The sequence below is a fragment of the Lebetimonas sp. JS085 genome, from assembly GCF_000523295.1.
Classification (GTDB): Bacteria; Campylobacterota; Campylobacteria; order Campylobacterales; family Nautiliaceae; genus Lebetimonas.
This window is the reverse complement of the sequence record NZ_ATHR01000001.1, coordinates 1,174,254-1,199,016: the sequence shown is the minus strand read 5'-3', so window position 1 is coordinate 1,199,016 and position 24,763 is coordinate 1,174,254. Positions and strand designations below refer to the sequence as shown.

At 32.2% G+C, this 24,763-nt stretch carries 22 protein-coding genes and 2 tRNA genes; 15 read left to right on the top strand and 9 right to left on the bottom strand.

The genetic code is table 11. The features are described 5' to 3' along the window. Positions 1–34: 34 nt before the first annotated feature. Both DZ68_RS0106750 and DZ68_RS0106745 read right to left on the bottom strand, forming a co-directional pair. Positions 35–110 (bottom strand) — tRNA-Phe (locus DZ68_RS0106750). A gap of 4 nt (positions 111–114) precedes the next feature. Further along, positions 115–191: transfer RNA gene (locus DZ68_RS0106745), tRNA-Ile, on the bottom strand. 77 nt (positions 192–268) lie between these two features. Here DZ68_RS0106745 and DZ68_RS0106740 point away from each other — a divergent pair. Continuing rightward, on the top strand, positions 269–691 hold the full coding sequence (locus DZ68_RS0106740) for a phosphoribosyltransferase (protein WP_024787864.1): 423 nt from the start codon (positions 269–271) through the stop codon (positions 689–691). Here the strand turns inward: DZ68_RS0106740 and DZ68_RS0106735 are convergent. Then, positions 688–969: a DUF309 domain-containing protein gene (locus DZ68_RS0106735; RefSeq protein WP_024787863.1), complete on the bottom strand. Its 282-nt coding sequence runs from the start codon at positions 967–969 to the stop codon at positions 688–690. The two genes, DZ68_RS0106740 and DZ68_RS0106735, sit on opposite strands and share 4 nt — an antisense overlap. Positions 970–994: 25 nt before the next feature. Between DZ68_RS0106735 and DZ68_RS0106730 the strand changes: the two genes are divergently transcribed. Next, positions 995–1,714 carry a hypothetical protein gene (locus tag DZ68_RS0106730; RefSeq protein WP_024787862.1) on the top strand — a complete coding sequence of 240 codons (720 nt, stop codon included), beginning with the start codon at positions 995–997 and terminating at the stop codon, positions 1,712–1,714. Here DZ68_RS0106730 and DZ68_RS0106725 read toward each other — a convergent pair. Beyond that, entirely contained in the window at positions 1,695–6,374 is a 4,680-nt protein-coding gene (locus tag DZ68_RS0106725; RefSeq protein ID WP_024790922.1) for a hypothetical protein, read from the bottom strand. The two genes, DZ68_RS0106730 and DZ68_RS0106725, sit on opposite strands and share 20 nt — an antisense overlap. 66 nt (positions 6,375–6,440) lie before the next feature. On the opposite strand from DZ68_RS0106725, the gene DZ68_RS0106720 reads away from it, so the two are divergent. Then, positions 6,441–7,364, top strand: a complete 924-nt coding sequence (locus DZ68_RS0106720; RefSeq protein WP_024787860.1) for a radical SAM protein — start codon at positions 6,441–6,443, stop codon at positions 7,362–7,364. A gap of 5 nt (positions 7,365–7,369) precedes the next feature. Here DZ68_RS0106720 and murI read toward each other — a convergent pair whose 3' ends face one another. Together murI and rho are read right to left on the bottom strand one after the other, a co-directional pair. Next, positions 7,370–8,119 carry a glutamate racemase gene (murI, locus tag DZ68_RS0106715; RefSeq protein ID WP_024787859.1) on the bottom strand — a complete coding sequence of 250 codons (750 nt, stop codon included), beginning with the start codon at positions 8,117–8,119 and terminating at the stop codon, positions 7,370–7,372. Then, on the bottom strand, positions 8,112–9,428 hold the full coding sequence (rho, locus tag DZ68_RS0106710; RefSeq protein WP_024787858.1) for a transcription termination factor Rho: 1,317 nt from the start codon (positions 9,426–9,428) through the stop codon (positions 8,112–8,114). Before rho ends, murI begins: the two co-directional genes overlap by 8 nt. Before the next feature lie 97 nt (positions 9,429–9,525). Between rho and DZ68_RS0106705 the strand changes: the two genes are divergently transcribed. From DZ68_RS0106705 to DZ68_RS0106645, 12 genes are all read left to right on the top strand, one after another. Beyond that, on the top strand, positions 9,526–10,482 hold the full coding sequence (locus DZ68_RS0106705; protein WP_024787857.1) for an RluA family pseudouridine synthase: 957 nt from the start codon (positions 9,526–9,528) through the stop codon (positions 10,480–10,482). Continuing rightward, complete coding sequence (locus tag DZ68_RS0106700; protein WP_024787856.1) at positions 10,421–11,608, top strand: fibronectin type III domain-containing protein; 1,188 nt, start codon at positions 10,421–10,423, stop codon at positions 11,606–11,608. Before DZ68_RS0106705 ends, DZ68_RS0106700 begins: the two co-directional genes overlap by 62 nt. Beyond that, positions 11,608–12,711: a tRNA (guanosine(46)-N7)-methyltransferase TrmB gene (gene trmB, locus DZ68_RS0106695; RefSeq protein ID WP_024790921.1), complete on the top strand. Its 1,104-nt coding sequence runs from the start codon at positions 11,608–11,610 to the stop codon at positions 12,709–12,711. Before DZ68_RS0106700 ends, trmB begins: the two co-directional genes overlap by 1 nt. Next, entirely contained in the window at positions 12,704–13,369 is a 666-nt protein-coding gene (locus DZ68_RS0106690) for a cell division ATP-binding protein FtsE (RefSeq protein ID WP_024787855.1), read from the top strand. Before trmB ends, DZ68_RS0106690 begins: the two co-directional genes overlap by 8 nt. Next, positions 13,356–14,141, top strand: a complete 786-nt coding sequence (locus DZ68_RS0106685; protein ID WP_024787854.1) for an FtsX-like permease family protein — start codon at positions 13,356–13,358, stop codon at positions 14,139–14,141. The genes DZ68_RS0106690 and DZ68_RS0106685 overlap by 14 nt, the downstream gene beginning before the upstream one ends. After that, positions 14,138–15,298, top strand: a complete 1,161-nt coding sequence (locus tag DZ68_RS0106680) for a murein hydrolase activator EnvC (RefSeq protein ID WP_024790920.1) — start codon at positions 14,138–14,140, stop codon at positions 15,296–15,298. The genes DZ68_RS0106685 and DZ68_RS0106680 overlap by 4 nt, the downstream gene beginning before the upstream one ends. A gap of 46 nt (positions 15,299–15,344) precedes the next feature. Next, entirely contained in the window at positions 15,345–16,067 is a 723-nt protein-coding gene (gene pyrH / locus DZ68_RS0106675; protein WP_024787852.1) for a UMP kinase, read from the top strand. 12 nt (positions 16,068–16,079) lie between these two features. After that, positions 16,080–16,283 carry a DNA-directed RNA polymerase subunit omega gene (locus DZ68_RS0106670; RefSeq protein ID WP_024787851.1) on the top strand — a complete coding sequence of 68 codons (204 nt, stop codon included), beginning with the start codon at positions 16,080–16,082 and terminating at the stop codon, positions 16,281–16,283. Continuing rightward, the gene (locus tag DZ68_RS0106665) at positions 16,280–18,400 is read left to right on the top strand and encodes a bifunctional (p)ppGpp synthetase/guanosine-3',5'-bis(diphosphate) 3'-pyrophosphohydrolase (protein ID WP_024790919.1); all 2,121 of its coding nucleotides are present in this window, start codon (positions 16,280–16,282) and stop codon (positions 18,398–18,400) included. Before DZ68_RS0106670 ends, DZ68_RS0106665 begins: the two co-directional genes overlap by 4 nt. Positions 18,401–18,496: 96 nt before the next feature. Next, complete coding sequence (gene tyrS, locus DZ68_RS0106655) at positions 18,497–19,702, top strand: tyrosine--tRNA ligase (protein ID WP_035907202.1); 1,206 nt, start codon at positions 18,497–18,499, stop codon at positions 19,700–19,702. Beyond that, positions 19,699–20,790: a nitronate monooxygenase gene (locus DZ68_RS0106650; protein WP_024787848.1), complete on the top strand. Its 1,092-nt coding sequence runs from the start codon at positions 19,699–19,701 to the stop codon at positions 20,788–20,790. The genes tyrS and DZ68_RS0106650 overlap by 4 nt, the downstream gene beginning before the upstream one ends. Beyond that, complete coding sequence (locus tag DZ68_RS0106645; protein ID WP_024790918.1) at positions 20,787–22,055, top strand: N-acetylmuramoyl-L-alanine amidase; 1,269 nt, start codon at positions 20,787–20,789, stop codon at positions 22,053–22,055. Before DZ68_RS0106650 ends, DZ68_RS0106645 begins: the two co-directional genes overlap by 4 nt. Here the strand turns inward: DZ68_RS0106645 and DZ68_RS0106640 are convergent. Genes DZ68_RS0106640 through DZ68_RS0106630 form a run of 3 tightly spaced genes read right to left on the bottom strand, consistent with a single transcriptional unit; the run spans position 22,052 to position 24,710 of the window. Beyond that, entirely contained in the window at positions 22,052–22,675 is a 624-nt protein-coding gene (locus tag DZ68_RS0106640; RefSeq protein WP_024787846.1) for a carbonic anhydrase, read from the bottom strand. The genes DZ68_RS0106645 and DZ68_RS0106640 overlap by 4 nt on opposite strands. Before the next feature lie 20 nt (positions 22,676–22,695). Continuing rightward, positions 22,696–24,327, bottom strand: coding sequence for a TrkA family potassium uptake protein (locus tag DZ68_RS0106635; RefSeq protein ID WP_024790917.1), 1,632 nt, complete (start codon positions 24,325–24,327; stop codon positions 22,696–22,698). Between the two features lie 2 nt (positions 24,328–24,329). Beyond that, a complete protein-coding gene (locus DZ68_RS0106630) occupies positions 24,330–24,710 on the bottom strand; it encodes a DUF6394 family protein (RefSeq protein ID WP_024787844.1) in 381 nt (126 codons plus the stop codon). Positions 24,711–24,763: the final 53 nt, after the last annotated feature.

Genomic DNA, 24,763 nt, shown 5'->3' with positions numbered 1-24,763 from the left:
TACATTTTTCACTTTTCATTTTACATTATAATGATGGTGCCCAGGGACGGAATCGAACCGCCGACACAGGGATTTTCAGTCCCTTGCTCTACCGACTGAGCTACCTGGGCAAAATGGTGGGCTCGGCAGGACTCGAACCTGCGACCAACCGGTTATGAGCCGGTTGCTCTAACCAACTGAGCTACGAGCCCAAACGGATTGAAATTATATCGATTTTTTTTTTTAAATGCAAGGGTAAAAATAGTATAATTTTAAAAAAAGGAAGTTTATGAAATTTTATTCTTATGAAGAGATGAAAATTGATTTGCAAAAAAATCAAATCCCAAAACCGGATGCAATAGTGGCAATAATCAGGGGCGGAATGACTTTGGCTCATCATTTGGCTGAAATTTTCAATCTTAAAGAAGTTTTTACAATAAATGCAAGTTCTTACGATAAAACTACAAAACTTTCAAAACCAAAAGTCTGGAATATTCCAAATTTGGAAAATTACAAAAATATTTTAGTGGTGGATGACATAAGCGACAGCGGCGATACTTTTTTGGAAGTTATGAATAAATTAAAAACAAAATATCCCGATAAAATTTTCAAATCTGTTTCTATTTTTTATAAACCTGCATCAAAATTCAAACCTGACTTTTATTTTCATGAAACAAAAGAGTGGATAGAATTTTTCTGGGAAAAATATTAAGGCTTATATTTTCTGACAAATTCAGCAGTTTTTTTTATATTTTCATCTAAATCGTAATATTTTTCATATTTTTCAAAATTTTTCCAAACCAGCTTATATCCGTCTCTTTTTCTCTTTTTAAGCTCCATCGCCACGGCCGCGTTTATTAAGCCTTTTAAAGCCCATTTTAAATCATTGTCCATTTTTCTAATTTTATGCCACTCTGCTTCTAATATTTCATGTGCTTCGAAATATTTTTCTTTAATTATCAGTTCTTTAAAAATTTCAAGTTTTTCCATATAATTCCTTTAAAAAGGTTTTTTAATGCTAAACATCATAACCGCTCTTTACATAGAAGCAAAAGAGATTATAAAACATTTCAGTTTAAAGCCTGATTCCTCTTTGTTTCGAAACGGTTACATCAATCTTGCCGTCACAGGAAGCGGCAAAATAAATTCCGCTGTTTCCACAGCACTTGTTTTACAAAAAAATCGTTATCCCAGCATTAATTTCGGTATTGCGGGAAGTAATTGTTACGAAATAAACCGCGGGTTTTTTATTTATAAAATCAAAGATTTATGTTCTCAAAAAGAATATTATCCGGATTTCTTTTCAGAACCCTCCTCTGAAATAATATGTGTGGATAAAACAGGAAATTATTATAATCTTGTGGATATGGAAAGCAGCGGTTTTTTCGAAGCGGCTTACAAATTTTTAAATGTTGAGGAAATAATGCTTTACAAAATCGTAAGCGACACGCCGTTAAAACAACCTGATGAAAAAGAAATACCGTTTTTAATAAAAAACCATCTGATTACAATAGAAAAAATTCTTGATACGCTTCCCAAAAAAGAAGATTTTTTTAAAGATATTTATACAGCGCTCAGCGAAGCGGAAAAAAAAATGAAACTTACAAAATCACAAAAAGAAAAATTAAAACAGATTTTAACCTTTTATAAAATCAAAGAAAAAAATTTCCCTGATTTTCCGGTATTAAAAAACAAAAAAGAGGTTCAGGAATTTATTACCAGTTTAATTTTTTAACCTCTTTTTTAGAAACATTTTTCTCTGATGTGCCGACTTTTGAGGTTCTGTTTGACTCATTGAATTTATTTCCCACAGCATTGGAACTTATTCCTCCCCATCCGGTAGAATTAGTTAAAAAGTTAACTTTCATACAAGGATGTGTTAAACACTCAAGATTTGAAGAACTTGGATCTTTATACGGTTTGGCCAACGGATGATACCATAGCCAGCTTGGTATTGATAAATGTATTTTAGCACCATAAGGTAAAGAGTGAGTAGTTAAAAATGTTATGTTCTGCTCACCGTTTACAATATTATGTTCATTAGCAGAAATTTTAGAATCAGAGAGTTTTGTTGTATTTATATAACTTTTATCAAAATAAACTTTTCCAAAAGTATCATTATGCTCTTTATTTTCAACCCATCCTTTGTTTTTATCCCAATATTCATATTTAAATGTTGTATTTATTTCTCTACCTATTCCTGTAGCATCATTAACTTTTATTCTTCCGTATAAAAATTTAATAGTTTTATTTATATCTTTTCCTATAAATTTATTTGTAGCTCCCGGATTATTCATCCAAGAAGTGGATGTGTTTATGTCATTTATTGTAATATTTATTTCATTCACAGGAATTTTATAATTTTTGTTTATATTAAAATATACCTTCGCATTACCCTCCCCGTTTTCAAAATTAGTTGCGCCAATCCACTCTTGTAATGAATTATTACCGTCTGTTAAATTAATTTTTTTATTAGGTGTCCATACAGCAGTGTCATAATTATCTGCTGTATAAGCTGAAATAGTTGCATTTTTTGTAATATTTAAATCAGAATCTAAAAATAAATCAAATGTTGTATTCAATTTTAAACCGTTTCTTCTTGGAGCATTAGCTTCATCAACATCCGGAAAACATGTTTTTGTATAATTTTTAACAACATCACCGTTTTTATTTTCAGCTTTTATAATATATTTAATATAAGCTGCCATTTTCGGTATTTGATAAGTAGTATTTGATTTATTGACTTCATTTGACATATAAACCCAGTTATTTGGATTACCCGGAATTGTTAAATATTCCCCGTCAGTTACAAATTTATAAGGAATAAACATCAATAAATCTGTTTTATTTATATCATTTATATCATAAATTATTGTAGCAGAATTAATATATCTTTGAGAATCAGGAGTGTCTTTTTCATCTACTTTAGCAAATTCATTTCCCGGTTTTTCGCTTACATTAATTTCTAAAATTCCTGATTCAGAAAATTGAAGTGTCGCATTTACTTCACCATTATTAAATGATGGATTTCCTACAACACTAAATACCCCCGGGTCTGGACAATAAGCCACTCTACTTTTATTTGTATCGTCAATTCCATAAACATCTACATTCATTTGGCGTGTTTCTTCATCAGTAGGGATATAAAATTTAGAATTTATATTTAAATCATTTAAAGAAACATTATAATCTTTAACTCCTTTAACATCATCAACTGTACCAGAATTAATAGAATTATTATTTTCATCAACCGCTTTTATTGTAATATTAAAATCTTCCCCCGCTCTTTTATACTGGTTGTTTCCAAAAACTCTGAATGCATATGGACGTATAGCAAAATTGTCAGAACTAAAAGTAGAAGTGTTATATTCATAATTCTTAGAATCATTAACACAATTAGACAAAGGCTCAATTACAACAGGATATTGTCCTTTTTTCTGACAAAATTTAAACTGAACCCTTACATTTCTTACAGCTTTTGAAACATTAAATTTATCTTGTTTTGTAGATAAATTTGAAGCATTAAATTCTCTCCAAGAAGTTATAGGCTTATTATTATTCATATCATAAAGTCTATAATAACATTCTTTACCTTCTTTACCTTTTTCTGTAGCATTATTATCAGGATTAATAGATGCAATTGTCAAATTAAATTTTTGATTTACAATTTTAGTAGTAATATTTCTATCATTTATATTTCCATTTACATCCCATGCATCAAAATAACCTGTTTCGTAGTGTTCTTCATTATTTGTTGCACAGGCTCCAACCAATGAATCATAATGTTTTCCGTCTTTTTCATAATGTGCCACATATGTTAAACTTTGATACCATTTACAAAAATCAAAGCCAAATAATGTATAAGTATATAACTGCTGATAATTACCATCATTAGTAGGACCGTAATTTCCATTATTATCTCCTAATTGATAACTGACTACCTTATCATCAAACAAAGATGTATCAAGTCCTAAAGCACTTACATTAAGAAGACCGTTATCATTTTGATTTGCATCTCTCACATCATTTCCGTCTTGATCTTTGACTTTATTTGTATTAAACATACTAAAAGAAAAAATAGATTTTTTATGTGCTTCGTCTATTACCACATTTTCTAAACTGTCACTTGATTGTATAGGAACATAAATACTTGAACCCATATTTATAGAAAATCCTGGACAAGAACCTAAATTAAAAGACATTCCATTTACTTTAGGAGTATCATAACACATTGAACATTCACCATAACCTAAATCATCGGCATCGCTTCCACCGATAAAATCTGGATTATTTCCTTCAATTGTAATAGTTCCTTCTGTTGTTAAACTTCCGTAAATTTTCCAATTATTTGAATTATTCTTAAGATATGTGTTTCCTTTTACATAAATAAACCCTTTAAGAGTTGTTGTTCCTCCCCCATTTCCTAAAGAATTGAAATCGCCTCCGACATATATAAACAAATTACTTGCATTTCCATCACTTCCATCACTGTTTAAACTGTTTAAATGGAAATTATTAAGACTTACATTAAAATCTTTTTTTATAAATATTCTTACAGGTCCACCGTTTAAAACTATATTATTATTGTTATTTTCAATTGTAAGTGAATCAAAATAATAATCACCTGGTTCAAACTGTAATGTTGATTTTTCAACTTTTACATTTCCTAAAACCATAACTTTAATATGGTTATTGTTATCATATGTATATTGAGGGTTAAAACGAACTATTTTTTGATTAAATTTATCAAAATTACCGTAATATTCATCTTGTAATTCAGTTATAGAAGTATCCTCATTTATACCTGAATGTTTATTAATTGGAAAAGTATAAGTATATTTATTAAGAGGAGGATTTTCTCTCTCGCAGGTATTCCCTCCATTATCACACTCCTGCGGGTTACATTTTATATTACCGTCCAATTCACCTTCAGGATAAGCTATTTTAGTGGTAAAACAGGCTCTTGGATTATTCCCGTTTGCTGTAATATGTGTATAAGAATTAAGAGGAGTAGGGAAAATTCCGCAGACATAGTGATTTTGATAATTTACACATTTTCCATAATCGCTAAAATCAATTCTATCATCCCAATAAAATTTAGAACCATCACCAATTGTTATATCATCATAGCTTGAAATAGCTCCTCTTACATAAGTAGAAGAACCAATATCAACTTCACCTGTAACATAAACCAATGCATTTATAGTTGTACCGCTATTAGAATTCCCATTACCAATACTCATATCTCCATGTACAAAAATTCTGAAATTCGCAGGATTATAATCTCCAAAATCTCCTCCTGTCCCGTTGGAATTTATTCCATAATTACTTCCTATTTCAAAATCGTGATTTTCACTTGCAGGGTCTAAAATAAGATTAATTACTTGATTTTCATCACTTGCTTTAAATAAGACATCATTATCTCCGCTATCTGGTATATCCACATCTTTTATATGATAATCTCCGCTGTCCATTATAATTGAAGAACTTGAAGAAAAATTAATTTGCCTTATATGTACATCTACTTTATGCCCAGGTGTAAAAGGATGGATCACTAAAGTATTATTCTGACCAAAATCAATTTCTCCAATATACAATTCATCAGCATATATTACAATGTGATTATTATTATTTTGCAAATTCATTTTGTTATTATTTTCTTTTGTAATTCTAACTATAGGAGCTTTTAAAGTAACAGTATCATTTACACTGCTTGTTACATCAAATTCTGTAATATCTATAGCATCATTTGCTTCAAAATTGCTACTAAAACTATTGCTACCGGTTACACTTAATTTTCCTATTTCAATTTTATTTGGAGTTTCATTAAAAATCAATTTTGTATCATCATAACTTGCTGTAATAAATTGGCCTATTTTTACATCTTTTCCTGAAACATTAGCAATAGTTACTGTGCCTATTATAGAATCAAATTTATAAACTCCTATATTATTACCGTTTGGTGACCAAGTAAAGTCATAATGATTAGAGTCTTGTGAAACTACATTATATTTATTTTTAGTTAAAACTTCATTATTTTGTGTAATTTCATAAGAATCTCCACCACCAACATTTTTAGTAGCTTGTGAATTATGAAATTCCCATGTAAAAATTTCACTATCATTTAAACCTTTGGCAGTTGTTCCGCTTGCTTTTGCCTTTTCTTCGCTGCCATCTTCTTTTTCGCATCTTAAAGCATTTGAGCTCCAAAAATTACCATTTTTTATTTCAGGAGTAATTAAAGTGCAAGATGGCGAATTATAAATATAACTGCTGCCAGATGATGAATCAATTTTACTTCCATCTTTTCTTGTCTGAAGCACATTTGTAAAAATTCCACATTCACTTGCAAAAATAAAATTAAAAAATATCAATAAATAAACAATTCTTTTCATAACACACCCCTTTTAAGTTATGCTATTATTATAACATAAATTATTAATATATATTTAAGGAAAAGGATGATTGTTTATCTTGAAAAAAGAGCGGAAAATTATAAAATAACGAAGCATATAATCAAAAAATACAATCCGAAAATTATAACAATCACACATTATAAAGATATTTTCAACAGAAGCCGTCAGAATTTTAACTGGCAAAAATCCCAAAACAGGCTGATTCTGGCAGTAAAAGAGAATGTTTCCTTTTATAAAGGAAGCAAATTCTGCAATTCAAAAGGTTATGAGAATTTTTATTACTCCACCCAGATTCTCGGATGCGTTTATAACTGCGAATACTGCTATATAGGGGGAATGTATCCGAGCGGTTATCCTGTAATTTTTGTAAACGAGGAAGATTTTATAAAAGAAGCCAAAAAACTAAAAAACGCATTTATCCCCATAAGTTATGAAAGCGATTTGGCGGCATTTGAAGGAATATACCCGTTTCATAAAAAATGGGTTGAACTTGCAAGAAAAAGAAACGATTTACTGATAGAAAGCCGCACAAAATCGGCAAATGTTTCAAAACTTCCTGACAATCCGCCAAAAAATTTTATTTTGACGTTTTCACTTTCTCCGAATGAAATAACAAAATTTGAAAAAAAAGCACCGAATCTTGAAAAAAGGATAAAAGCCCTGAATGCAGCCCTTAACAAAGGGTATAATGTGGAAATTGCAATAGACCCTGTCGTAAAAACAGAAAACTTCAAAGAAATTTACAAAAATTTTATAAAATATCTGAGCTCAAATATAAATTTAAATAAAATAAACAATATAGAAACAGGCACCTTCAGGATAAATAAAGATTTTTTAAAACGTCTTAAAAAGATTCATTTAAGCGAGATAACATGGTATCCGTATGAAATAAAAAACAATGAAGCAAGATACAAAGACGAAAAAGAGCTGGTTGAATATGTAAAAAACCTGATTTTATCATTTAATTAAATTTTTTATTCATTAATTATATCAAGCCATTCTTTTGCTTTGTTTCTCAGACCCTCCGGGTCGTCGCTTGCAAGAAGGTTTATTGAAGAGGATTTTTTAGGGGTAAGATTATATTCATTTTTTAAAAGCTCAACTATTGCCTGACCAGAATGAATCAGTTTTGCATTAGGGAAATATTTTTGAAGAGAATATGACAAAAATGGATAATGTGTGCAGCCAAGGATTACAATATCTATTTTTTCCCTGTCGATATTTTTGAAATAAAGCTCAAACACATCATTTACTATTTTTCCATCCGTTATACCCTCTTCTACCAAGGGCACAAAAAGTGACGTTGCAATTGAAGTTATGTTTTTAAAACCTTTCTTTTTAAGCAGTTTTTCATATTTTCCGGAACTGACGGTTCTTTTTGTACCTATAAGCAGAATGTTTGAATTTCTGTTTTTATTCTCCAGAGCCTTTACACCGGCTTCTATTACACCCACCACAGGGAAAGAAGCCTCTTTTTTAAGCTCTTCCACAGCAGTAGCGCTTGCAGTATTACATGCCACAACTAAAAAATCAATATCAAAATTTTTAAGAAATTCCATGGCTTCAAGGGAATAGCGGATTATTGTAGATTCGTTTTTGTTTCCGTAAGGAACCCTTGCAGTATCACCATAATATATTATTTCATCGAAAAGTTTTGCTTTCAAAATAGAAGAGGCAACGCTTAAGCCACCTATTCCGCTGTCAAATATACCGCATTTACTCATTAATTACGCTTAAAAATTCCCGATTGTTTTTAGTTTTTAACATTTTTGAATACATAAGCTTAAGCGCCTCAATCTCATCCATTTCGCTTATAATATTTCTTATAGCCCAGACTTTTGCAAGCTCTTCCGGAGTTAATAAAAGTTCTTCTTTTCTTGTTCCGGATTTAAGTAAATCAATTGCAGGATATATTCTTCTGTCGGCAATTCTGCGGCTTAATACCGCTTCCATATTACCGGTACCTTTAAATTCTTCAAAAATAACCTCATCCATTTTACTTCCGGTATCAATTAAAGCAGTTGCAATTATTGTTAAACTTCCGCCCTCTTCTATGTTTCTTGCGGCTCCAAAAAATCTTTTTGGTTTATGAAGTGCATTTGCATCAACCCCACCGCTTAATACTTTACCACTTGCCGGTGTAACGGTATTGTAAGCCCTTGCAAGTCTTGTGATTGAATCAAGTAAAATTACAACATCTTTTCCCATCTCAACCATTCTTTTGGCTTTTTCAATCACAAGCTCAGCAACCCTTACATGATTTTGTGCTGGTTTATCAAATGTTGAGCTGAACACTTCACCTTTTACACTTCTTTGCATATCTGTAACTTCTTCGGGTCTTTCATCCACCAAAAGCACCATAAGAGTCACTTCTGGGTGGTTTTTTGTAATTCCGTGGGCAATTTCCTTTAAAAACACTGTTTTACCGCTTCTGGGCGGTGCCACTATAAGTCCCCTCTGACCTTTTCCAATAGGTGCAAACAAATCAAGCACTCTTCCTGTCAGTTTTGTGGGCTCATATTCGAGTTTTAGTTTTTCGTTTGGATAAAGAGGTGTTAAATTGTCAAAAAGAGGTCTTTTTTTTGCATCTTCCGGAGGCAAATAATTAATCGCCTCTATTTTTAAAAGGGCGTAATATTTTTCCTGATCTTTCGGAGGCCTTACCTGACCTGTTACAATATCCCCGGTTCTAAGCGCAAATCTTCTAATTTGTGTTTGAGAAACATAAACATCATTTACAGAATTTTCAAAATTACCACCAATACTTCTTAAAAAGCCGTATCCGTCGGGCATTACTTCCAAAATACCGGTAAAAAGCAGATATCCGCCTTTTGCAACCTGTGTTTTAAGTATTTCGAACATTAAATCTTGTCTTTTGAATTCCTGAGGATTTTCCACCTCCAAATCGTTTGCAATTTTTATAAGCTCGCTTGTAGGCATACTTCTAAGCTCTTCAATCGTATAACCTTCAACAGGTATATGGGTTCTTTGTTTATTACCGTTATGATTGGTAACATTGTTCTGATTGCTCATTAATATCCTTGCATGGTAGTAGTAATGTAGTTTTTCAGGATTTTAATTAAAATTAATTTTTTTGTCAAGTTTTGGTAAAATTAAAAAAAAGTGGGTAATGAAAATGGTAAGTAGTGAAAATGAAAAATTATTACATTTCACAGCAGATAAAATTGAAAGGCTTGATAAATTCTTAAGTGAAAAATTAGATGTTTCAAGAAACCAGGTTGAGGGTTTAATAAAAAAAGAACTTGTTAAAATAAATAAAAAAACAGCAAAAAAAGGCGGCATTAAATTAAAACAAAACGACAAAATAGAAGTAACTATTCCTAATTTAAAAGAAAAAAAAACAAAAAAAGCCGATTTTGACATACCGGTTCTTTATGAAGATGATGATTTGATTGTTATAAACAAGCCTCCGGGAATTGTGGTCCATCCGGCACCGAGCGTAAAAGAGGCGACTCTTGTAGACTGGCTGAAACAAAATAATTATTCGCTTTCAACCATAGCCGGGGAAGAGAGATTCGGAATAGTCCACAGAATCGATAAAGAAACAAGCGGAGCTTTGGTGATAGCAAAAAACAATAAAACACACGCATTTTTAAGCGCCCAGTTAAAAGACAAATCAATGGGAAGATATTATCTTATGCTTCTAAACGCCCCTTTAAAAGAAGCAAAATGCATTGACGCCCCGATTGGAAGAAATCCAAAAAACAGAATAAAAATGGCTGTGGTAAACAACGGAAAAAACGCCAAAACGCTTTTTGTGCCTTTTTTTGAAAATTTAACCGCCGCAAAACTTTTTACGGGAAGGACACACCAGATAAGGGTTCATCTGAGCCGAATTGGACGATATATAATAGGAGACACGACATACGGGGCAAAAAATCAAAACTCAAGGGTTATGCTTCACGCATATGAATTATACCTGACTCATCCAAACGGTAAAAAACTTAGTATAATTGCACCTATATTTGATGATTTTAAACAAAACCTACCAAAAGGATTTAATTATGAAAAAATGGGCTCTGTTGCTGATATCTTTAATGATTATAACCGGATGTGCAGTAAATAAACCAGCACCAAAATCAAATCCTAATTTACCAAAAGTCACAAATTTCAAAGCTTATCCGGACAGAAACGCCATGGCTTTAAAATGGAATACGGTTAAAGGAATAAAAGGATATTTTTTACAAAAATTTAATTTCAAAACAAAAAAATGGGGAAAAATTATCACTGTAAAAGACCCTTATCAAACGCTGTATGTAGATACCAATTTAAAACCAAATACTCTTTATAGATACAGAATTGCAACATTTGACAAAAACAAAATTCCTTCTTTAGCAATAGAAACTGAACAAAAAACACTTCCGAGCGTAGCTCCTGTAATTCCTCTTGAAATCAGGCCTTTAACAAAAGGGGAAGTAAAAATCATATTCAGACCGCACCCTAATGAAAGAGTGAATTCTTATATAATACAGCGATTTAACGATACAAACGGAAAATGGGAAAATATCGCGACACTCAAACCGAGATATAATGTGGAATATATAGACAAAGGCCTAAAAGACGGTAAAATTTACAAATACAGAATTATTGCGGTAACTTTCGATGATTTAAAATCTTCTCCTTCAAAAGAGCTCATAATTTCAACATATCCCAAACCACCGATAGTCATGAATATAAAAGCAACAGTCGATTTACCTAAAAAAATTCAGCTTTCATGGTCACCGGTAAAAGGTGCAGCATATTATAAAATATATAAGAAAAAATTTTTAATTTTTGTGCCAATCGCAAAAACAAAAAATACTTTTTATATCGATAAAATCGATAAAGACGGAGATACGGAATATTATAAAGTAACGGCGCTAACCATTCATCAGACAGAATCCCTGCTTAAAAAAACCCCGGAAGTTATGGGCCAAACCCTGGATATACCGGCAAAACCGCTTGTTTCGACAAATATTACAAACAGCGGGGTGGAATTTATTTTTAGCTCACCCGACAACAGGGCGGAGAAATATCTGGTAGTTAAAGAACTCGGAAATTTACTTAACAAAAAAGAAAAAAAATATATAGTAAATGGCAACAGATTTACAGACACCCAAATAGATAAAAACAAGACACTAACGTACTATATTTATGCAATAGACAAATACGGGCTTATTTCAAAACCGTCCAAAGTGGAGGTTTCTTTTTAATGCCCCATATCGTAGTTGAAAGTTTAAAAGAGATAAAATACCCTCAAAAAACCGGTGATACGGAATTTTTGTTTCAGGCTGAAAATTTAATAGGGGTAAAAACAAAAAATGCCCAGTTTTTGATAAAAATTTCAAAAAAAGAAAACGGCTTTTTAATAAAATACGATAAAATCACAAGACCACTTATAAAAGAAATAAAAAAAGCGTATTTAGCATTTGTAAAATTACATAATTCAAATATAATTTTTGAAAATATAACAGGAATAAAAGAAAAACTCCCCAATATTAATCTTTTAAAAATTACGGATGATTTAAGCGGTATTGATATTGTGGAAGTGGGATTCGGAAGCGGCAGACACCTGCTTTATTTAGCAAAAGAAAATCCGGATAAAACAATACTTGGAATTGAAATTCACAAACCCTCAATCGAGCAGGCTTTAAAAAGACTGACATTGGAAAATATACAAAATGTGAAAATTTTAAACCACGACGCAAGAATAATCCTAAGTAAAATCCCTTCAAACAGACTTGATGCAATATATGTCCATTTTCCTGTTCCGTGGGACAAAAAACCCCTTAGACGCGTAATAAACAAAAATTTTATAAACGAATCTGTAAGAACTCTAAAACCGCATGGATTTTTACATCTGAGAACAGACAGCGGAAATTATTTTAATTATTCTTTGAATGAATTTTTAAATTTTGAAAAAACCGAACTAAAAGTTAAAAAAAACATACCTTATTTCATATCAAGCAAATATGAAGACAGGTGGATTAAACAGGGAAAAAATATTTATGATATTTATATGTATTCTTTGGAAAATTCCCCGAAGCTCAACGAAAATTTTGATTTCAGTTTCGAAAAAAAACTCAGAAATATCGATTTTACCCCAAAAATATACAATAATACAGTTATTCATATAGAAAAAGAATTTAAAATAGATAAAAATTCATCCCTGCTGAGGGCAACCATAGGAAATTTCAATAAACCCGAACATTTATATATCCTGAATAAAGAAAAACCTGAGTATTTTAAACTTCCCGCCCCCATAAAAGACAATTATATCGCACATTTAAAATTAAAAAGGCTGTTTCATGGGTAAACTTGTTCTTGCAAAAAATCTTACTCTCGGATATAAAAACGAAATTGTTATAAAAAACGCCTCTTTTTCAATAAGAAGCGGGGAGTTTGTATTTTTAACGGGGGTTAGCGGAAGCGGAAAAAGTACTTTAATTAAATCAATGTACGGGGAAATTAAACCGATAAGCGGATTTTTAAACATAGGGGGGTTTGAGCTTCATAAAATAAGAAAATCAAAACTCTCCCAGCTCAGAAGATATATAGGAGTTGTTTTTCAGGATTTCAGATTAATACCGGAATGGAACATCCTAAAAAATGTCTCCCTGCCCCTTTTGATAGCCGGTTTTTCAAAAGAAGACGCAGAAGAGAAAGCCATGCATCTGCTCTCGAAAGTAAAACTCTCCCACAAAGCCGACAGATATCCGCTTGAACTCAGCGGAGGTGAACAACAGCGTGCGGCAATTGCAAGGGCGATAATACACGAGCCTGTTATGATTCTGGCGGATGAGCCTATCTCTGGACTTGATGAATATTCGGCAAATTTAGTAATGGAACTTTTCATAATGGCAAACAAACTGGGAATTACCGTTATAATAGCATCCCATTCGCTTCCCCAGACATTCAATATAGAATATAAACATATCCATCTGGAAAAAGGAAACGTTTATGAACTCTCTTAAAAGCCATATAAGCCTGATTTTAGCTTTAATTTCAATACTGCTGAGTATATTTTTTTATGTGACATTTTCCGAAATTTTAAAAAAATACCAAAAAAGCATAGTAAATAATTATTCCATTGCAATAGTAACCGACAGTCCCGTCGAGTCCTTAAAAATAAAAGAAATTGAGAAAATAGAGCCTATAAATATAAACTCCTATATTCAAAAACTTAAAAAAAATTTTACAAACATAGATTTTGACAGCATTAAATTCCCGTATTTTTATTCTCTAAAACTAAAAACGCTTCCAAGCCCTAAAAGGCTTGAGGAAATTGAAAATTATTTATCCCGTCAGCCGTTTATAAAAAGAGTGCTTACATACCGTTCCGCCCAAACAAAAATATACAATCTTCTGTTTTTGTTAAAAATTGTTTCAAATGTTTTTATGATAATAGTCGGTATTTTGGGATTTTTACTTATTATCAAGCAGCTTGAAGTATGGAAATTCGAGCACAGTGAGAGAATGTATATAATGGAGCTTTTCGGTGCTCCATTTTGGTTTAAAGGTGCGGCGCTTTTTAAAATAGCTTTTGTAGATTCGTTTATTTCATTTTTAATAAGTGCCGGAATAATTTATTATTTCACAAATTCGGCACTTTTTAATGAAATAATAAAAGATTTGTCCATAAATTACAATATTGGTTTTACAGATATTTTATTAAAGCTGTTTGCAGTGTCTTTATTAATTTCAGTTTTATCATCCATTATAGTGATTATCGGAAGGAAAAAATGAGATTTTTATTAATTTTTCTTTTTATATTTTTACAGGCAACAAATCTGAGCCAGACCAAAAAAGCCCTTAACCATACAAAATACACAATAAAAAAAATGAATCTCAAACTGGATTCACTCGCAAAGGCTATTATAAACACACAAAAAAAACTAAATAATATAAATAAAAAAATATCTTCTTTAAACATACAGATAGGAACTTTGCAAAATTCTCTTAAAAATTCCTCCAAAACTTTAAATGAACTTAATGACCTGAAAAAAGGGCTGTTGGAAAAACAGAAAAATATAAATAACGAAATAACCTCTTTTATAAGCCAGAATTATTATATAGATTCAAAAAAAATAAATACGCTAAACGATTTGATTTACACTTCGCTTACGTTAAAAATTCTGAAAAAATATTCAAAAAAAATTAATAACTTAATAAAAGAAAACAGAGACATCCAGAAAAACATCAATATGATTAATAAACAAATCAGTGACATTTCGGCAAAGAAAAAAGAGCTAGAGCAGAAAAAGCAAAAACTGCTTGTTTTAAAAAAAACACAGTTAAAAATTCTTTTCTCTTTGAAAAAACAAAAAAAATTGTATTGGACAAAACTCCAGAATATGTTTAAAAAACAAAAATTTTTACAAAAAAAACTGGCCGAACTCAAAATTATAAAAAAAACGAGAATTATACCTGAAAAAATACCGCTAAACACCAATATTGAAATTTCAAAACCTTTAAACGTTAAAAAAGTGGGAAGTGCCTATTTCAGACCAAAACTTACAAGATATAGAGGCCCTAAAACAATCCCCCCTGTAAAAGGCAGAATAATTAAGAAATTCGGTTCATACATAGACCCTATTTACAAAATAAAAATTTACAACGATTCAATAACCATAAAAACACAGCCAAATTCCCTTGTAAGGACTATTTTCCCGGGTAAAGTGATATATGTCGGGAAAGACGGCGACAAAAAAATAATTTTTATTAAGCACAAAGGAAATTTATTCAGTATTTATGCAAATTTAACAAAAATATCCCCGCTTATAAAAAAAGGGAGTTATGTGAAAAAAGGCGAAGTCATAGCAAGGGTCAAAAATTCACTTGAATTTGAAGTCACATACAAAGACAGAGCTATTAATCCGCTGCAGGTAATAAATTTAAGATAAAAAAATGTAAAATTATGATAAAATACACTTTTAAAAAGGGCCCCCGATGAAAAGAATAACAAAAAGAATTTTAATAAAATTTTCAGGTGAAGCATTGGCCGGAATTGACGGCTTTGGTATAAACACAAAAATACTGAAATATCTTGCAGATGAAATAAAAAGCGTAATAAACGAAGGCTTTGAGGTTGCTATTGTTATAGGCGGAGGTAATTTTATACGCGGGGTAAGTGCGGCAAAAGACGGTATTATAAGAAGAACATCCGGCGATTATATGGGTATGCTTGCCACTGTAATTAATGCTGTTGCAATGCAGGAAGCCCTTGAAAACAATAGACTTGAAGTCAGGGTTCAAAGTGCCATTAAAATGGAGGAAATTGCAGAAAATTTTATAGTAAGACGCGCTATCAGACACCTTGAAAAAGGAAGAGTGGTAATTTTTGCCGCAGGTACGGGAAACCCTTTTTTCACAACGGACACGGCCGGGGTTTTAAGGGCCAGTGAAATAGGGGCAAGTGCAATTATAAAAGCCACAAAAGTTGACGGCATTTACGATAAAGACCCCAATAAATTTTCCGATGCCAGACTTCTAAAAGAGATAAATTACGAAGAAGCCCTAAAAGAAAACATCAGGGTAATGGACGATACGGCAATCGCCCTTGCAAGGGAAAACTCCCTTCCTATTATCGTATGCGATATGTTTAAAAAAGGAAATCTCTTAAAGATATTAAAACATGATAATGACGCAAAATATTCTATAGTAAAACAGTAAAAGGAGAAAAAAATGAGAATAGAAAAAATAAACGCCGAGGCGCTTGAGAAAGTAAATTATGACAGATTTTTATTATCACAGGCTATTGCAAAAAGAGTAAAAGAACTCATCAACGGTGCAAAACCGCTTGTAAATTTACCTAAAAAAAATATACAATACACAGAAATAGCTATACTTGAAATAGCCAAAGGCGCTTTAAAGGTTAAAGAAATTTGAAAGAAGATTTCCTAAACCTTGTTGAAAATGCAAAAAATATAAAAGATGTAAACAGAGCAAAAAAACTTTTATTATCCAAAAAAGACACACCGCTAATAAGAAAAGCCCTTGATTTCGCAATAAAAGCGCATTCAGGGCAGAAAAGAAAAAGCGGTGAGGATTATGTTGTACACCCTATACTGGTGGCTACTTTGGTTGCTTACTTTATAAATGAAGAAGTGCCTATTATCGCTGCGATTTTACATGACGTTGTAGAAGATACAGATTATACCATTTATTATATAAAAGATGAATTCGGTAACGAAATTGCTAAACTTGTGGAAGGATTAACCAAAATAGTTGAAATCAGGGGAAACTCCCTTGCCCCTTCCACTTCAAATGAAAAACTTGCAAAATCCGCCCTGACATTTAGAAAAATGATTTTAACTTCTGTTAACGATATAAGGGTTCTGATTATCAAACTCTGCGACAGACTCCACAATATGCTAACCCTCTCGGCCCTGCCACACCATAAACAAAAAAGAATAGCGGAAGAAACACTCGTGGTTTACGCTCCGATTGCCCACAGACTCGGAATTGCCACTATTAAAAACCTCATAGAGGATTTGTCTTTTAAATATTTACTACCCGAAGAATATAATAAAATAGACGAATATATAAAAAAACACAAAGAAGAGTTTCACGAAAAACTTAACTCTTTTACATTTAAAATTAGAGAATTAATGTATAAAAAAGGGTTTTTAAAAACGGATTTCGAAATTAAAAGCAGAATAAAGCATTATTATTCAATATTTTTAAAAATGCAGAGAAAAGGCATTTCCATTGAAGAAGTTCTTGATTTACTGGCTGTGAGGGTTATTGTAAAAGAGCCTATTGAATGCTATGAGACACTCGGAATTATCCATCTTAATTTCAGACCTTTAATTTCAAGATTCAAAGATTATATTGCAATTCCAAAAGAAAACGGATACCAAACCCTTCATACCACCGTATATGACGGCACATCTATAATAGAAGTTCAGATAAGAACCCAAAAAATGGACAAAAAAGCGGAATTTGGGATTGCGGCACACTGGAAATATAAACTGAACACCGATTTGCCGAATGTAAAATGGCTTGAGGATTTGAAATTCAACGAAAACATAGAAGATTTTTACGAACTCGCCAAAAACGACCTGTTCAGCGAAGACATTGTTGTTTATTCCCCGAAATTTGACACATTCACCCTTCCAAGGGGGGCCACGGCACTTGATTTTGCGTATGCCGTACACACGGATATAGGCAACAAGGCTCTTGAAGCCTATATAAATAAAAAAAGGGTTTCTTTGTTAACAGAGCTTAAAACCGGCGACATTGTAAATATAAAAACAGCCGATAACCCGATTCCAAGATGCAGCTGGATAAATTCGCTTAAAACAAGCAAGGCAAAATACGAACAAAAAAGACTTTGCAATGCCAAAGAAAAAGAGATAGACAGAAAGCTTGCCATTGCCATGCTAAAAGGCATATTTGATTTAGACACTATTAAAATAAGGGCTTTGATAAAAGCAAACGGCTTATGCGAAAATATAGGAAAAATTGTAGATGACGAAAGTTTTTTAAAAGACGTAAGTAAAAAAATATATAAAACAATAAGAAAAAGAAATATGCTTTATTTTAAAAATATTACATTAAAAGAATATATTTTCGGCAATATACGTATTCTTTCAAACAAACATATAAACGAAATTTCTTTTAATTACTGCTGCCATCCGAAATACGGTGATAAAATTTTAGGCCTACTTAACAAGAAAGAAGTTGAAATTCATCACAGATTTTGTAATAATGCCGAAAAAAAACTGGATAAAGCCGTTTTTACGGAATGGATACAAAAAGAACAAAACAGATATATTTTGGTTGTAAATTTACAAAATAAAAAAGGGGAACTTGCAAAATTTATAAATTTTTTAACAAGTTTCGGGATATTTATTCATTCCATCCATCTTGGAAATGAATCAAATAACTGTAAAGTCGAAATAGTGTTTGACGAAAAAAATTTTGATACAATAAAAGAAAAATTAAGCAAATATTACAATATAATAGAATTTGTTTCAAAAAAGGATGCCTATAATAAATAGTGAAAATGGTGAAAGTCTGCCCGGCCGATTGCAAAGCGGCGGGGTGGTGAGCGGCCATGATGACAAATGCAAAGTGAAAAAAGGAGAGATTAAATAATGAATATTGATAAAAAAGTGGAAAACGCCATAAAAGAAATACAAAGAGGAAGTGACGAAATAATAGGACTTGAAAGAATAAAAGAACATCTTAAAAACTATTTTGAAAAAGGTGAAAATTACACCATAAAAGCCGGATTTGACCCGACTGCCCCGGATTTGCATCTTGGACACACGGTACTCCTGCAAAAACTGAGGGTTTTTCAAAATTACGGCGCTATCGTTCAATTTTTAATTGGTGATTTTACAGCCCAGATAGGAGACCCGAGCGGAAAAAACAAAACAAGAAAAATGCTGACACCCGAAGAGGTTAAAAAAAATGCCGAAACATACAAAGAACAGGTATTTAAAATCTTGGATAAAGACAAAACCAAAGTTGTTTTTAACTCAGTTTGGCTCAACGGACTCGGTGCAAAAGGATTAGTCGAACTTACCACAACATACACGGTCGCAAGAATGCTTGAGCGTGATGATTTTGAAAAAAGATTTAAAAACAATGCCCCTATCGCCATAAGCGAATTTATTTATCCACTGCTCCAGGGATATGACAGCGTTGCACTTAAAAGCGATATTGAAATAGGCGGGACAGACCAGAAATTCAACCTTCTTATGGGAAGAGGGCTTCAAAAAGTATACAATGTAGGCAAAGAGCAAAGCGTAATAATGATGCCTCTTTTGGTAGGACTTGACGGAATTAATAAAATGAGTAAATCTCTTGGAAATTATATAGGAATAACCGAAGATGCAAATACAATTTTTGCAAAAGTTCTTTCAATAAGCGATGAGTTGATGTGGGATTGGTATGAGCTGTTAAGCAACAAATCAATTGAAGAAATTGAAAACTTAAAAAACGAAGTAAAAAACGGAAGAAACCCAAAAGAAATTAAAGAAATGCTTGCAATTGAAATAGTTGACAGATTTCACGGAAACGGAGCCGGAACCAAGGCAAAAGAGCATTTTGACAAAGTTCACAAAAAAGGTGAAATTCCCGAAGACATACCGACATTTGAATTAGATCCTACTGATGTGGTCGGTGCACTTACACAAACAAAACTGGCCTCTTCAAAAAGTGAGGCGAGAAGACATATAAAAGGCGGCGGAGTCAGAGTAAATTCTGAAAAAATAAATGACAATATAAATTTACAAAACGGGGAATTTATACTTCAGATAGGAAAAAGAAAATTTGCAAAAGTGAGAATCAAATGAAATTAAAGCCTCTTAAAATAGGTAAATGGGAAATAAAACATCCTATTATCCAAGGCGGTATGGGACTTGGTATCAGCTGGGACAAACTTGCCGGAAATGTAAGCAAAGAAGGCGCTCTTGGGGTTATAAGCACTGTCGGTACAGGATATTATGAAAACAAAAAATATGCAAAAGAACTGGTTGAAGGAAGGCCTTTAAATGAAAAAAATTTTTATTCCAAAGAAGGTCTGATTAAAATTTTTGAAAACGCAAGAAAAATATGTGGGAGTAATCCGCTTGGGGCAAATGTGCTTTATGCTATTAACAATTATGGAAGAGTTGTAACCGATTCATGCATTGCCGGGGCCAATATAATAATAACAGGGGCGGGGCTTCCGACAGATATGCCAGAATTTACAAAAGATTTTCCTGATGTTGCGCTTGTGCCTATAGTTTCCACTGGAAGGGCATTCAGACTGATAGCCAAAAGATGGGAAAAAAGATATAAAAGAATCCCTGATGCGGTAATTGTGGAAGGGCCTCTGAGCGGAGGACACCAGGGATTCAAATATGAAGACTGCTTTAAAGAAGAATACCAGCTTGAAAATCTGGTTCCGGATGTTAGGGAAGAAGTCGACAAATGGGATAAGAATATTCCTATTATTGCGGCCGGGGGCATATGGGATAAAAAAGATATTGAAAAATTTTTAAATTTAGGTGCAAACGGCGTTCAGATGGGGACTAGATTTGCCCTCACGTATGAATGTGACGCAAGTGAAAACTGGAAAAAAATACTTTTGAATGCAAAAAAAGAAGATATTGTTTTAATGAAATCACCTGTCGGATACCCGGCAAGGGGAATCAGAACAAAACTTATTGAACTGGTTGAAAAACAAAAAGGGCCAAAAATTAAATGTATATCAAACTGTGTTTTTCCGTGCCACAGAGGTGAAGAGGCAAAAAAAGTGGGGTACTGTATTGCAGACAGACTTGCGGACGGATACCTCGGTGATGAAAATTTAGGACTTTTTTTCAGCGGTGCTTACGCATATAAAACCGATAAATTAATTCATGTAAAAGATTTGATAAAAGAGCTCACTCAAGAATGAAATTTATTTTGATATTTCTTTTTTCTTTTCTTTTCGCCTGTAACACCTCTTCTGTAAACAGCGCATACAAAGATTATTACAAATATCAGCAGCTTTATATTTCCTCTATACTTGATAATAATAAAAAACAGGAAATCAAAGCCCTTAAAAACTTGATTGAATGCGGAAAATATTTGAATTTTGACGTAAAAGAATATGAAAACAAATATAAAAGACTCTACCAAAAGCCAAAAGTTATTAAAAAATCAAAAAAAGAAGATATTACACCAAATAACAGACCAAAAAAAAATTATATAAAAATTATATCTTCAAATCCTTTTATAATTACTTTACCGGCCAATAAGGTAAAACATTTTATTTTAAAAAAATATATTAATGTTTTCGATATCCCAAATGCTGTTATTTCAAAACCTTTTTCAAAAAAAATAAAAAATATAAAAATAAAAACGGCGCAGTTCAATAAAATTACGGTAAGAGTGGTCATTTATTCAAAAAAAATCAAATATAAAATAGAAAATAAAAAATTAATTATCTATTTAACAGACAATAAAAAGCAAAAAATGAAAACACTTGTTATGCCAAAAGCATTCAGACAAAAAATTATAGTAATTGACCCGGGACACGGGGGGAAAGACAGCGGGGGAATAGGAATCGGCCACAGAATGGAAAAAATTGCGGTTTTGAAAATAGCAAAGTATTTATATAATGATTTAAAAAAAATGGGTTACATTGTATATCTGACCAGACACGGAGATTATTTTATCCCTTTAAGAGACAGAACACATTTTGCAAACACCCATCACGCGGATTTATTTATTTCCATTCACTGTAATATTACGCCTGATCATTCTTTAAGCACAAAAGGGGTGACAACGTATTTTCTCTCCCCTACCCGTGACAAACGTTCTATTTCGGTGGCAAAAATAGAAAACAAAGGGGTAAAAGGTCTTAATTATCTTGACCAAAATGTAATTTTGGGGTTTTTAAATCATGACAGAATAATAGCGTCTCAAAAGTTTGCCATAGACGTTCAGGCGGGGGTTTTATATTCATTAAGAAAAAAATACAAAGACGTTATAGATAGAGGCGTAAGGCCCGCACCTTTTTGGGTGTTAGTCGGAACCCAAATGCCTGCTATTCTCATAGAAACAGGTTTTTTAACAAACCCCTTGGAAGCCAAAAGACTTTTTGATCCTACTTATGAACAGTATCTTGCAAAAGGAATCGCAATGGGGATATATAATTATTTCAGAAAAAACCCTTAAACTATGAGCTCAAATTCTTCTTTTTCAAAATTATAATTGTAAACTTCACCTGTCTCAATTATATAATACCAGCCAAAAATTTTGAGTTTTCCCTCTTTAAACCGTTTTTCAACAAACGGATAGGTTGTTAAATTGTCTATCTGTTTTAAAATATTCAAATGCTCTATTTCCCATTCCCTAAAAGCTGTATCTTCAATATGTTCCACACTTTTTTTCACATCATCAAGCAGACTCAGCCATTTTTTAACAATAGGAAGTTTGTTTAATTTTTCCTCATCATAAAAGAGAGCCTTTAAACCTCCGCAGTTACTGTGCCCGCAAACCACAATATTTCTGACTTCCAGATACTCTACCGCATATTCAAGTGCACTTGCCGTACATTTGTAAGCAGTTTCACCGCTTGCCTTATAGGGGGGAATAACATTTGCAATATTTCTTACTACAAAAAGCTCACCGGGAAGCGTTTTAGTAATTACATTCGGCACTACCCTGCTGTCGCTGCACCCGACAAAAAAAGTATGGGGATTCTGGCCTTTTTTTAATTCATTAAAAAGTTTTTTATGGGATTCAAAATCCTCTTTTTTAAATTCTTTTACCCCCTGAAAAAGTTTAGTTGCCATTTTTTCTCCTTTTTTTAATTTTATTCTCCAAGAACGTATTCAAGCTCATAAATATTATTTATGATATATTCAAAATCTTCCAGATTTTCATTATCGGAAGCAATCAGCAGTTTGTCGTTTTCCTGAATTTCCGTATCGGGGCTCGGCATAAGAATAATATTCTCACCCCTTTTCAAAAGCAGATAAACAATATGTAAAAGTTCGTTTCTGTTTTCCCTTGATTTTCTAATATCGCCTAATGTAATTTTTCTTTTTTGAAGTTTTAACATAAGGGCGTATGCATTCTCTTTATTTATTGTGATTTCGTAATAAAGAGGGTCGTCCCCCGCTATGTTTCTTAACATATTAACTATTACCTCGGCCCAGCTGTTTTCTTTTTTTCTTATTTCATTAATAAAAGAGTCCACCAAAGGCCTGGAAATATTTGTAATTGTATATTCGGCCGTAATTTTTTCCAAAACATAGATTCTGTCAATTTTAGCAGCCTGAAAAATAGTAATATCATCCAGGGAATTTTCCCTTGCAATAGTATATATGGACGGATTTAATTTTTTTGCTTTGTTAATAATAGTTAAATTCAATAAATCGTTATTGGTAGCGGCGATTATAGCCTGTGTATTTTTAATATCTAATTTTTCAAGTAATTTTCTGTCTTCTTCATCTCCAAAAATTACCGTTCCTTTTTCTTTTTCATAATTTTCTGTTTCTATTTTTAAAATATCAAACTGCATATTCGCTCTTTTTAATCCGTTTTCCAAAGCCTGTCCCATCCTTCCGTATCCGCAAATCAGATATTTGCCTTTGGGTAAAAAATCATTTTTTTCCAACATTAATTTATGCCCGAAAGCCCAAAGTTCCAAAAGCCATATATACGGTTTGGTGAGATTCAGAAAAATCCTTTCTGAAATTATTTTAAAAGGATTTTTAATATATTTAATCCCAAGTGATTTATAATAATCCTCCTGACTTTTTGAAGTGGCTTTTACAATTAAATCAACATTTGGATTTAATAGTTTACATATTGTGGCTATTTGCATATTTTTTGCATCATTTTCAAAAAGAGATATAACGCCCCTGCAGTATTTTGACTCTATTCCTGCATATTTTAAAATAATTTCATTTGTAGCGTCTCCGGCAATAGCAGGCACAATCGGATTGAAATTTTCCAAATTCAGTTCATCTGTTTTAACTTCACTTTTGTCTATAACAACAAATCTAAAATCTGAATTGTTTATAATCTCTTTTGTAATTCTGTTATATCCCAAAACAATAAAAAACTCTTCCCTTAAAGATTTTACCTGTTTAATAAATTTTCCTATATTAATAGCCTTTTTAAGTGATTCGTCCTGAATCAGCGCCACAATGGTTCCTATTGCATAAAACCATCCAATAACCGTTAAATATATTGAAAAAGTCACCCACAGTTTCTGAGGATATGTAAAAGCATACGGACCTTCCCCGAATCCTATGGTAGTAGCCATATAACTTACAAAATAAAACGCATCGAAAAAATTAAGATGATAAATATGCCCCTGATTATCCACCGCAGGAATTAACATAAGCCCTGCTATAGAAATGGAAAAGGTAAGCAGTAAAACCAGAAAAGGAGCCCTTAATTTTTTTAAAATAATCCAGATTGCCTGATTATTCATTTTTATCTTTTTGATTTAATGGTATCAGCCATAAATAAAATAACAGAAACAATATTTGCAAGCAGTGCTCCTCCTGATAGTGACACTATTGTAACTGCAGTCGTGACATCAAAATTTTTAAAACCGTAAAGTGATACAGCCCAAACCACGGATGAAAGTATAAGCTGTAAATCAGCAACCAGACTTGTTGCAAGCAAAACAGCTCCTAGCTGAGTTTTATCACCCAGTTTCATTGTCGTGGCGACTAAATTTACAATAATTGCAAAAAAAAGCTCCCAGGCGCTGTGCTGCTCAATTACAGTGGGGTCACCGTAAAAAAACCCGAAATTGATGGTCATGGCAAGAATAAAGAAAAATCCGGAAATAATTTTATACATATTCATTTGCAACCTTTTTTATTTTCTATTATTATCATACTCTTTCAGATAAAAAAGGT